Below are 8,379 nucleotides of genomic sequence, written 5' to 3' on the forward strand. Positions count from 1 at the left end.
TTTTGGACTTGACCTCGCGATGCACACCGCGCAACGCGATCGTAAAACGGGGTGCGCGATCCTCGAAATGGAGGAAAGGAGCATTTTCGACTCACATAGAGGAACTAGGCGGAACGGATGATGGGGAGTCAGAAGGGACTAGTCGGTGTCGCAATGAGCCTGGATGGCCCGCGCAAGGCCATCATAAAAAAAGGAGGTCGCGACGCCTGGGGCGTTCGGACCTCCGTCTTTTGGTTTTTCTTCGCGTTTATGCTTCAGTTTTCAAGGCTGGTGCACCCGGCAGGACTCGAACCTGCGCTGACAAGGTTTAGGAAACCTTCGCTCTATCCGCCTGAGCTACGGGTGCATACGTTATCCTCTTGCCCGATTCGCCGTCCACCTGCGCATCCGTCGGCACGCTGATTTCAGGATATCACATCCTTTGGCTTTGCGGCAATGGAACCCATCCCCGCTCCGCCATACACCGTCCGACGCTTCACTCGCGCAGATACGGCGCGGTCCGTTCTAAAACCGTCTTGAGGAGTTGTGCCTCCTGTTCGTACATCCGCTTCACATCGGGATCGCGCGTTTCCAGCGCAAACGTTTCAAAGTCCGCCTGCAGTTTCTTCAACGTGGCCTCCAGCAGGGGCCTTGCCTTCACTTGCGGCGGTTTCACCGTATCATTGTACAAATCCACGTACACGTTGCCCTTGGCGTCCACCTGCGCCAAAAAAACATCCGCGAAGTCGCTCGCCCCCTGCTTGCGCAACTCACCCAACAACCACCCTGGGGAGTACCCTAATTCCTCGAGGTTTTGATCGATCACGTGGCCGTCGATGATCACGACGCGCGGATCGTGCTCTTCTTCTACCTGCAACCCGGTCAGCGCGGGCGTCAACGGCTGCTGGGATGTTTTCTTCATGACGCTGAGTTGTCCATCCGGTTCAAGGACGGCGAACTCCACATCGCTCAGCTTAAAAACGCCTTTTTCGCGCAGCAGCGACACCAGCTCGTTCGTGGTCAACCGCGCTTTACGCAGGTTTTGTTCAAGCACTTCCCCTTGTTGGATCACGGTGGTGGGCTGGCCAACCACCAGGTTGCGAAACGCCCCGGATTTCAATGCAGCAAACGAGGCGATGGCCGCCAACACGCCCCAGGTCACCAACGCGGCGATCCCGTTCGTCAAGGGCAGGCGGGTATCCATCGCGACCACACCTGCGATGACCACCAACACGCCTGCGGCGAGCACCATGAACTTCTGGCCGATCACACGGCTCGCCAACAGCATCGCAGCAAAGATCAACACACTCCGCAACACCACGTCGATGATATGCACGTACCATTCCCCCGTATGTGTCATTCCAGATGCCGCCGGAAGGCATGGGATTGCCGTCCGGCGGCCGCATGACCACATGGAAGCCACGTCGTCCTCAAAACCCCTTGTACTGCGGTTCCTCTTGTTCCAACTGTTGAACACGCTGTTCAAGCGACTGCACAATGGCCTTGGTCTGGTTCGCGGCATCTGTGAACAACTGCTTCGCCTGCTGGTTTTGCGTCTGCAGCGCGAACTGTTCAAAATTCGCCTGCGCACTCTTCAGACCTGCCAGCGCTTGCTTGACCTGCGAAGCCACCGTCATACATCTTCCCCCTCTTGGCATGATGAAGTGTGCTCCCACCGGAAGGTCCCGGTACGGCGCATGCTCCTCGCGCCGCCGGCACCTCACTAGATGAGGTCTCCATTTGCCCAAGGGGTTATGCTCGATTCCAGATGGTCCCAGGTTCCACGCGCAGGTCTTCCAACACGCAGCACAGCACGTCTTGACGGGTTGACAGTTCACAGACGCGCAGCGAAATCCCGAACGGAGCGCATAGGGAGGGGAGATGAACGCGGAGGGATTGCTGGAACGCCTCAATCCCAGGCGGGCTGTCTTTGACCACCTCGCGGAGTTGCCGTTGCACCCACGCTGCCGGGATAGGCACCAGCTTGTGCGCACGAATGTCGAGGGAAATCACGCCGTCTTGGCATGATGGCACTGCGACGAAGTCGATGTACCAAAACCACAGCTTGAGCTGGCCGTGAACGCCCACTGGCGTGATGGCGTGCACCCGGACAGGGGCATCCGGCGCGAGCGCGGCCAACCACGAATTCAAGTCGTCCGCCGTCACTTCGACGGACATGCGCGACAACCGCACCCCAATTCCTCCTTCTTCATTCGCGCGCCTCTGGATTCCGTTTCCTTTGCTGCAGATGGCGGAGCGACACCCAACCCATGAAGAGCAGGAACCCAAAACCGAGACCAAGCAGTCCCAGCGAGACGACGGTCGCCGGAATGCCCGGCGACATGCCGACCATCAGACCCATCAGCACCGCGGTCGCACTGATGAACATCGACCGGCCGAATGCCACCGGGTGCAGCGCCCGGCGCTGCAGCGCCACACATACCCCCGCGATGATCACAACCGCTGCGAACGCAGCCCAACGTAACAAGTTCGCCACGGTAAGCGTGGGCGCGTGCATCACGCGTCCCTCCGCCGAATGACATCGACGCCCATATACGGGACCAAAGCGTCCGGGATGCGCACCGATCCGTCCTCTTGCTGGTAGTTCTCCAAGATGGCCGCGACGGTACGCCCGATGGCGAGCCCGGAACCGTTGAGCGTGTGCAGGTATTCCGGCTTGGCGCCCTCTTCGCGCCGGAAACGCAGATTGGCCCGCCGCGCCTGAAAATCTTCAAAGTTGGAACAGGAGCTGATCTCCCGGTACGTTTCCTGTGCCGGCAACCATACTTCAAGATCGTATTTCTTGGTCTCCTTAAACCCCAAATCCCCCGTGCAGATCTCCACCACCCGGTAAGGCAAATGCAAGGCTTCCAGGATGGCTGCGCACTCCTCGACCAAGCGTTCCAACGCTTGATAGGATTCCTCGGGCGCCACCAGTTTCACCAACTCCACCTTTTGGAACTGGTGCAGGCGAATGAGTCCTCGCGTATCCTTCCCTGCCGATCCAGCCTCCGACCGGAAGCATGCGCTGTACCCGGCGAGCAACACCGGCAAGTCGGACGCCGCCAGGATCTCGTCCCGGTACAGGTTGGTCAATGGCACCTCGGCCGTCGGAATGAGGTAATAAGGGAGACCTTCGAGTTTGAACATCTCCTCACCGAATTTGGGCAAGTTGCCCGTACCGATGAGGCTCTCTTCATTCGCGATGAAAGCAGGAAACACCTCGGTGTAGCCGTGGCGTTCGATATGAAAGTCGAGCATGAACGACGCCAAGGCCCGTTCCAGTTTGGCGCCCAAACCTTTGTACGCGACGAACCGCGATCCGGTGATCTTCACCGCCCGCTCAAAATCGACGATGTCGAGCATCTGCGCGATCTCCCAGTGCGGACGCGGCGGAAACATGAACGCCGGCCGCTCTCCCCAGTGGCGGACCACGACGTTGTCCGCTTCGCTCTCGCCATCCGGCACGGATTCGTGGGGGATGTTGGGGATGCCGAGCAACAGCTCCTGCACCCGGGCTTCCAGTTGCCGCACTTCATCGTCGAGCACCTTGATCCGCTCCGAAACTTCGCGCATCTCGCGGATGTCATCGCTTGCGTCCAATCCTTGGCGCTTCTTCGTGGCGATGGCCTCCGACGTTTTGTTGCGCCGGCTTTTCAATTGTTCCGACTCTGTGAGCGCTTTGCGCCACGCGGCATCAGCCGCCAGCAGTTCGTCGATGAGTGCCGGGTCCGCATGTTTGCGGCGCAGACCTGTCCGAAATCGGTCTGGATCGTTGCGTATTGCGCGAATGTCAAGCATATCACCACATCCTCCACGTAACCGCGCCTGTTCACATTGGTTCGAGCATACCAAACCGTGGCGCACCCTGACAACAAAAAGGCACCCCAGGTACTCCAGGGTGCCTGCTCTTCGCGGTGCCGGTGCCCGACGCCTTCTTTATCCAACCAAATCGAGGAAATACGCATGGATGCGATCGTCATCCGTCAGCTCGGGGTGGAACGACAGGGCGAGCAGGTGGCCCTCCTGCACCGCCACAATCCGATCCTGGTACGTAGCCAGCACCTCGACGTTCGGCCCGACCGAGACGATGTGCGGTGCACGGATAAACACTGCTGGGAACGGTCGCGATCCCAACACCGGAATATCCAGGTCCGCTTCAAAGCTCTCGCGCTGTCGTCCAAATGAATTGCGCGCCACCTCGACATCCATCACCGCGACATGCGGTTCCTCTCCACCGGAAATCCGCTTGGCGAGGATGATCATCCCCGCGCACGTCCCGAGCATAGGCATCCCATGCTGAGCCAGGTCGCGAATGGGCTCCAACAGGTCATACTCCCGCATCAACCGACCGATGGACGTACTTTCCCCGCCGGGGATGATGAGCCCGTCCAACCCGGCGAGGTGCTGCCGGCGCTTGACCAACACCGAGGACACACCGAGCCGCGCCAACGCCTTTTGGTGTTCCACGAATGCACCCTGCAATGCGATCACGCCGATGTTCATGGACATCGCCTCGGCTTACCAGCCGCGCACCGCCAGGCGCTCTTCCTCGCGCAAGGTGTTGAGGTCGATGCCTTTCATGGGCGTGCCCAGATTTTTCGACAACTCGGCCAGCAGTTCGTAGTCCTGATAGTGCGTTGTGGCCTGTACAATCGCCCGGGCGTATTTTTCCGGGTTCTCCGACTTGAAGATACCCGAGCCGACGAACACGCCATCGGCACCCAAGAGCATCATGAGGGCCGCATCGGCCGGCGTCGCGATGCCGCCCGCCGCAAAGTTCACGACCGGCAACCGCCCCGTTCGATGCACCTCGAGCAACAGTTCATACGGCGCACCCAGGTTTTTCGCCTCGGTCATCAGCTCGTCTTCCGACATGTTCTGCACCTTGCGGATCTGAGCCTGCATGGTGCGCATGTGGCGCACCGCTTCGATGATATTGCCGGTGCCCGCCTCTCCTTTTGTTCGGATCATCGCCGCACCCTCGCCGATTCGGCGCAGGGCTTCACCGAGATCGCGCGCGCCGCAGACAAACGGCACCGTGAACTCCTTCTTGTTGATGTGGAACTTGTCGTCAGCCGGCGTCAACACTTCGCTTTCATCGATATAGTCGACGCCAATGGCTTCCAGAATACGCGCTTCGACGATATGACCAATCCGGCACTTCGCCATGACCGGGATGGATACGGCTTTCATGATCTCCTCGATGAGGCTGGGATCCGCCATCCGAGCCACGCCGCCCGCAGCGCGGATATCGGACGGAACGCGCTCCAGCGCCATGACTGCGCATGCACCCGCTGCCTCTGCAATCTTTGCCTGTTCCGGTGTGACGACGTCCATGATGACGCCGCCCTTCTGCATCTGCGCCATTCCGCGCTTGACCATCTCCGTACCTGTCTTTGCCATACGACACCCGCCTCCCGCAGATATTGCCGACATGCCGACGACCCCCGGGTGGCACCGGGGGCGTGCGCAACATCCCATGCATGCTGCTCTAATCCTGACGGTTCCTCCACTGCCGCAGAAATGCCCGCATCATGAAGAAACCGCCGGTGAGAAACAGGATGACCAAGATGCTGTTCAGAATGATGGACCCAATCAACCACCACGGGAGGGTCATGTCATCACCCTGCGCTCCAGTATATCATATCCTCTCGGCGGCCGAATTTCTCTACACACTGTAGTTTGGTGCTTCTTTCGTGATTTGGACATCGTGCGGGTGGCTCTCCCGCAAGCCGGCTGCCGTGATCCGCATGAACCGGCCGTTTTCCTGCAGGTCGCGGATGGTCGGGGTACCGCAATAACCCATGCCCGCGCGCAGACCTCCCACCAGCTGATACAGGATGTCGCTGACCGGCCCGCGGTACGCCACCCGTCCCTCAATCCCTTCGGGGACGAGCTTTTTCGCATCCTCCTGGAAGTACCGCTCGCCTCCCCCTTCGCGCATTGCGCCGAGCGAACCCATGCCACGATACACCTTGAAGCGCCGGCCTTGATAAAGCTCTGTCTCACCCGGGCTCTCCTCCGTGCCCGCCAAAAGGCCGCCGAGCATCACCGTGTCCGCACCAGCCGCGATGGCCTTGGTGATGTCACCCGAATACTTGATCCCACCGTCTGCGATGATGGGAATGCCGTACTCCCGCGCCGCGGTGGCACAGTCGTAGATAGCCGTGATCTGCGGTACCCCGATGCCCGCGACCACCCGCGTCGTACAGATGGATCCGGGGCCGATACCCACCTTTACGGCGTTCACACCTGCTTCAATCAGGTCGCGCGTCGCTTCGGCGGTCGCCACGTTGCCGCCGATGATCTGCAGGTCGGGATATTTGCGCCGCAAATCCGCCACTGCGCGCAATACGCCCACCGAGTGGCCGTGCGCCGTATCGACGACGATGACGTCCACACCCGCAGCCACCATGGCTTCCACGCGATCGAACATGTCTTTGGCGACGGATACCGCGCCTCCGACCAAGAGTCGTCCCTGGGCATCTTTCGCCGCATTCGGGAACTGGCGGGCTTTTTCGATGTCCTTGATGGTGATGAGACCCTTGAGAACCCCGTGTTCATCGACGAGGGGCAGTTTTTCGATTTTATGGCGCATGAGAATCTCTTTGGCATCTTGCAACGTGGTGCCGACGGGCGCCGTGACCAAGTTATCCTTGGTCATCACCTCGGCAATCGGACGGTCGAAGTTCTGCTCAAACCGTAGATCTCGGTTGGTGATGATGCCCACCAAACGGCGCGATCCCGGCTCGACAATGGGGACGCCGGAGATGCGGTACTTCGCCATCATCGCCTCCGCGTCGCGAATGGGGTGTTCTGGTGTGAGGTAGATGGGATCCGTGATGACACCGCTCTCCGACCGTTTGACCTTGTCGATTTCCTCCGCCTGCCGCTCAATCGGCATGTTTTTATGCACAATCCCGATGCCGCCCTCGCGAGCCATGGCGATGGCCATCGCCGATTCGGTGACCGTGTCCATCGCCGCGCTCACAATCGGGATGTTGAGCCGGATGTCCGTCGTCAAACGCGTCGTCACATCCACATCGCGCGGCAGGACCTCAGACTTGGCGGGGATCAGCAAGACGTCGTCAAACGTGAGTCCTTCGCCTGCAAACTTCTCAGCCCATCGCTGGCTCAACGATGCTCCCTCCCATACCATGCCATGTTGTGCCTTCCGGGCTGTAAGACTGAGGCAATTTCCATGGAGAAACACGTTTTGGAAATGGAAATAAAGAAAAGTGAACAGCAGAGGTTCACTTTCGCGACATCCAAAAGAATCACATGGGATGGCCACAAATCCGCCGTGGATATTGGGCATAGTATAGCAGCGCTGTCCGCATACTGTCAACTGCTGTCGGATTGTCGTGCATATGCGAAAAGCAGGGAGGAACCTCATGACAGCTTGGTCGATGGAGTCGCTGCAAAGCGAGGCCGTTGCCTTACAGGTTGTTCGGGCTTGGCACCCCGATGCGCCGTCTGGATTGCAATACCACGCGTCCACCCATCTTGCGGCCACCGTGCGGCTGGCGATGGCGTTTGAACGCGAAGGAAAAGCGGTCGCCTTGGAATTGAAGCCCCTTGCCATGTACTATGCATTGCTCAACTGGTTAAAAGCCGCGATTCACCTTCAAGAGGTCAGTTATCCTCGTTCCGCGCATGTCATGCAACATGGTGTTTCCGTCCGCCGCACAAAACGAGCCAACTATCGTTGGCCATATGATGTGCTGTGGCTGCATCGCGAAGGAGTGCTCCAAAGCTTCCGGGACGCCTTCTGCCCAGGTCTTGAGCTTCCTCTGCGTTGCCGCGTCGGCGAACTGTTGGCGAGCTTACCCAACCTGGCTGTCCTTCTCCCGCCATGGTACACAAGCTTTCAAGCACTACCTTGGCGAAGCCGGCTTGCAAGCCGGCTTGCTGAAAACAACCATCCGCAAGACGATACAAGTATCCCGGGAACACAGCCTGCCAACCGCATCTCTGCTCACCGCATCTCTCCGGAGGAGGCGAACAACACGCAGGATGTGGCGCTCACCTTGATTCACTTCGGATTGTTATACAGCCTGTCCGCCCTTGCTCGGTATCATCCTGTGGAATGGTCTGACATTGTCCACTGGAACAACGACATTGACGCTGCCTTGGTACGTCAATATGTTTCTTATGTGGCAGAGTGGCGCCCGCCGGTGCTCCATCGCTTGCTTCAATTTTGAAATATGTCCCGTATCCCCGGCCTCACTCCAACCGCGCCTTGCGGCGCGAGTCGTTCGGCCGGGGATACGGGACATTTTGTATGTGTAGGTGTGTAGGTGCGCAGGTGAGCTGCCACCCGGTTCGTGAGCGTCAAATAGCGCACACCTGGCGTCAGTCCGTCTTCTGCGAGATGATCCCCTCCAGAATCCAGTC

The 8,379-nt window shown here is 59.3% G+C and carries 10 protein-coding genes and 1 tRNA gene; 1 reads left to right on the plus strand and 10 read right to left on the minus strand.

The genetic code is table 11. The annotated features are described in order from the left end of the window. Window positions 1-268: 268 nt before the first annotated feature. The 10 genes from IEX97_RS07855 to guaB form a co-directional block, all read right to left on the minus strand. Window positions 269-346: transfer RNA gene (locus IEX97_RS07855), tRNA-Arg, on the minus strand. A 129-nt stretch (window positions 347-475) separates the two neighbouring features. Then, window positions 476-1,339, minus strand: a complete 864-nt coding sequence (locus IEX97_RS07860) for a DUF421 domain-containing protein (RefSeq protein WP_188882207.1) — start codon at window positions 1,337-1,339, stop codon at window positions 476-478. 70 nt (window positions 1,340-1,409) lie between these two features. Beyond that, entirely contained in the window at window positions 1,410-1,616 is a 207-nt protein-coding gene (locus IEX97_RS07865; protein WP_188882208.1) for a DUF1657 domain-containing protein, read from the minus strand. A 115-nt stretch (window positions 1,617-1,731) separates the two neighbouring features. Next, window positions 1,732-2,172: a hypothetical protein gene (locus IEX97_RS07870; protein WP_188882210.1), complete on the minus strand. Its 441-nt coding sequence runs from the start codon at window positions 2,170-2,172 to the stop codon at window positions 1,732-1,734. Between the two features lie 16 nt (window positions 2,173-2,188). After that, on the minus strand, window positions 2,189-2,497 hold the full coding sequence (locus tag IEX97_RS07875) for a hypothetical protein (RefSeq protein ID WP_188882212.1): 309 nt from the start codon (window positions 2,495-2,497) through the stop codon (window positions 2,189-2,191). Beyond that, the gene (gene serS, locus IEX97_RS07880) at window positions 2,497-3,780 is read right to left on the minus strand and encodes a serine--tRNA ligase (protein WP_188882214.1); all 1,284 of its coding nucleotides are present in this window, start codon (window positions 3,778-3,780) and stop codon (window positions 2,497-2,499) included. The genes IEX97_RS07875 and serS overlap by 1 nt, the downstream gene beginning before the upstream one ends. A 138-nt stretch (window positions 3,781-3,918) precedes the next feature. After that, window positions 3,919-4,485, minus strand: coding sequence for a pyridoxal 5'-phosphate synthase glutaminase subunit PdxT (gene pdxT / locus IEX97_RS07885; RefSeq protein ID WP_188882216.1), 567 nt, complete (start codon window positions 4,483-4,485; stop codon window positions 3,919-3,921). 15 nt (window positions 4,486-4,500) lie between these two features. After that, window positions 4,501-5,385, minus strand: a complete 885-nt coding sequence (gene pdxS / locus IEX97_RS07890) for a pyridoxal 5'-phosphate synthase lyase subunit PdxS (RefSeq protein WP_188882218.1) — start codon at window positions 5,383-5,385, stop codon at window positions 4,501-4,503. An 88-nt stretch (window positions 5,386-5,473) separates the two neighbouring features. After that, window positions 5,474-5,599 carry a hypothetical protein gene (locus tag IEX97_RS13920; RefSeq protein WP_268238328.1) on the minus strand — a complete coding sequence of 42 codons (126 nt, stop codon included), beginning with the start codon at window positions 5,597-5,599 and terminating at the stop codon, window positions 5,474-5,476. A 51-nt stretch (window positions 5,600-5,650) separates the two neighbouring features. Beyond that, a complete protein-coding gene (gene guaB, locus IEX97_RS07895) occupies window positions 5,651-7,120 on the minus strand; it encodes an IMP dehydrogenase (protein WP_229776640.1) in 1,470 nt (489 codons plus the stop codon). Window positions 7,121-7,376: 256 nt separating this feature from the next. On the opposite strand from guaB, the gene IEX97_RS07900 reads away from it, so the two are divergent. Continuing rightward, the gene (locus IEX97_RS07900) at window positions 7,377-8,186 is read left to right on the plus strand and encodes a YaaC family protein (protein WP_188882221.1); all 810 of its coding nucleotides are present in this window, start codon (window positions 7,377-7,379) and stop codon (window positions 8,184-8,186) included. Window positions 8,187-8,379 lie beyond the last annotated feature (193 nt).

It is taken from the genome of Paenalicyclobacillus cellulosilyticus (assembly GCF_014647315.1).
In the GTDB taxonomy this organism is placed as follows: Bacteria; Bacillota; Bacilli; order Alicyclobacillales; family Alicyclobacillaceae; genus Alicyclobacillus_J; species Alicyclobacillus_J cellulosilyticus.

Bases quoted from the DNA above. Each gene is read 5' to 3' on its own strand.
- IEX97_RS07860 (WP_188882207.1), bottom strand. From the start codon at position 1,339: ATGACACATACGGGGGAATGGTACGTGCATATCATCGACGTGGTGTTG.
- IEX97_RS07865 (WP_188882208.1), bottom strand. From the start codon at position 1,616: ATGACGGTGGCTTCGCAGGTCAAGCAAGCGCTGGCAGGTCTGAAGAGT.
- IEX97_RS07875 (WP_188882212.1), bottom strand. From the start codon at position 2,497: ATGCACGCGCCCACGCTTACCGTGGCGAACTTGTTACGTTGGGCTGCG.
- serS (WP_188882214.1), bottom strand. From the start codon at position 3,780: ATGCTTGACATTCGCGCAATACGCAACGATCCAGACCGATTTCGGACA.
- pdxT (WP_188882216.1), bottom strand. From the start codon at position 4,485: ATGAACATCGGCGTGATCGCATTGCAGGGTGCATTCGTGGAACACCAA.
- pdxS (WP_188882218.1), bottom strand. From the start codon at position 5,385: ATGGCAAAGACAGGTACGGAGATGGTCAAGCGCGGAATGGCGCAGATG.
- IEX97_RS13920 (WP_268238328.1), bottom strand. From the start codon at position 5,599: ATGACCCTCCCGTGGTGGTTGATTGGGTCCATCATTCTGAACAGCATC.
- IEX97_RS07900 (WP_188882221.1), top strand. From the start codon at position 7,377: ATGACAGCTTGGTCGATGGAGTCGCTGCAAAGCGAGGCCGTTGCCTTA.